Origin of the sequence: Streptococcus sp. HMSC10E12, assembly GCF_001807855.1 — a bacterium.
Lineage (GTDB): Bacteria > Bacillota > Bacilli > Lactobacillales > Streptococcaceae > Streptococcus > Streptococcus salivarius.
This window is the reverse complement of sequence record NZ_KV791089.1, coordinates 1-1167: the sequence shown is the minus strand read 5'-3', so window position 1 is coordinate 1167 and position 1167 is coordinate 1. Positions and strand designations below refer to the sequence as shown.

2 protein-coding genes are annotated in these 1167 nt (G+C 42.0%); both read left to right on the top strand.

What is annotated here, in order from left to right; all coding sequences use genetic code 11:
• The coding region (locus HMPREF3112_RS11615) for an ATP-binding cassette domain-containing protein (RefSeq protein ID WP_256262658.1) at positions 1–389 on the top strand (389 nt) is incomplete at its 5' end.
• Between the two features lie 9 nt (positions 390–398).
• Positions 399–1167 (top strand): transporter substrate-binding domain-containing protein (locus tag HMPREF3112_RS04815; protein WP_070438456.1); only part of this gene is annotated, 769 nt, incomplete at its 3' end.

Sequence of the window (1167 nt, the reverse complement as noted above, 5' to 3'; positions counted from 1 at the left end):
TTAACATGTGGGACAAGAAGGATTCATACCCTGGTATGCTTTCTGGTGGGCAAAAACAACGTATCGCTATTGCCCGTGGTCTTGCCATGAATCCTGAGCTCTTGCTCTTTGACGAACCAACGTCAGCTCTTGACCCAGAGACTATCGGTGACGTGCTTGCGGTTATGCAAAAACTTGCCAAAGGTGGTATGAATATGGTTGTCGTAACCCACGAAATGGGCTTTGCCCGTAGTGTGGCTGACCGTATCATTTTCATGGCTGAAGGTCAAGTTCTTGTAGACACTACGGATGTGGATGGTTTCTTCGACAATCCAACTGAACCTCGTGCAGTTCAATTCCTTTCTAAGATTATCGACCACAACTCTGATCGTGTCCAAGTGGACGCCTAAGGAGGGCTTATGTTAATCAAGAAACTTAGTCGCATTTTAGCTATCTCTGTTATAGCTTTTCTAGCAGTTCTCCTCTGGAACACTAAAAGTAGTCAGGCAGATGAAAGCAGTAAGCTACTCAATAGTGCTGCAATTCAAAAAATTGTCAAAAAAGGGACTCTAAACGTTGGTGTCAAACAAGATGTCCCAAACTTTGGTTACTACTCAGCCAAAACCAATACCTATCAAGGGATGGAAATTGATCTTGCTAAGAAAATCGCCAAAGAACTTAAGGTTAAGGTGAATTTTACAGCGGTTACCCCACAAACTCGTGAAGCCCTTATGGACAATGGAACTATTGACATGCTTATCGCTACTTATACCATTACAGATGAGCGTAAGGCTTCATATGCTATGTCAAACCCTTATTACTACGACCAAATCGGTTTCCTCGTTCAAACCAAATCTGGCTACAAGAAACTTTCTGATCTTAACGGTAAAACTATCGGGGTTTCTCAGGGATCATCTGCTAAAGCTGCTGTTGAAGAGTACGCTTCAGCTAACAATCTTAAGTTTGACTACGTCCAACTCGGATCTTATCCTGAGTTAGCCGTATCACTCTATGCTTACCGTATTGACGCCTTTGCTGGGGATAAATCAATCTTGTCAGGTTATGAAAGTGATAAAACCAAGATTCTGGATGAAGGTTTCAAAACGCAAGAATACGGTATCGCTTCAAGTAAGTCTAATCAAGAGTTGATTGACTATACCAACGATTTGATTGCTAAATGGCAAAAAG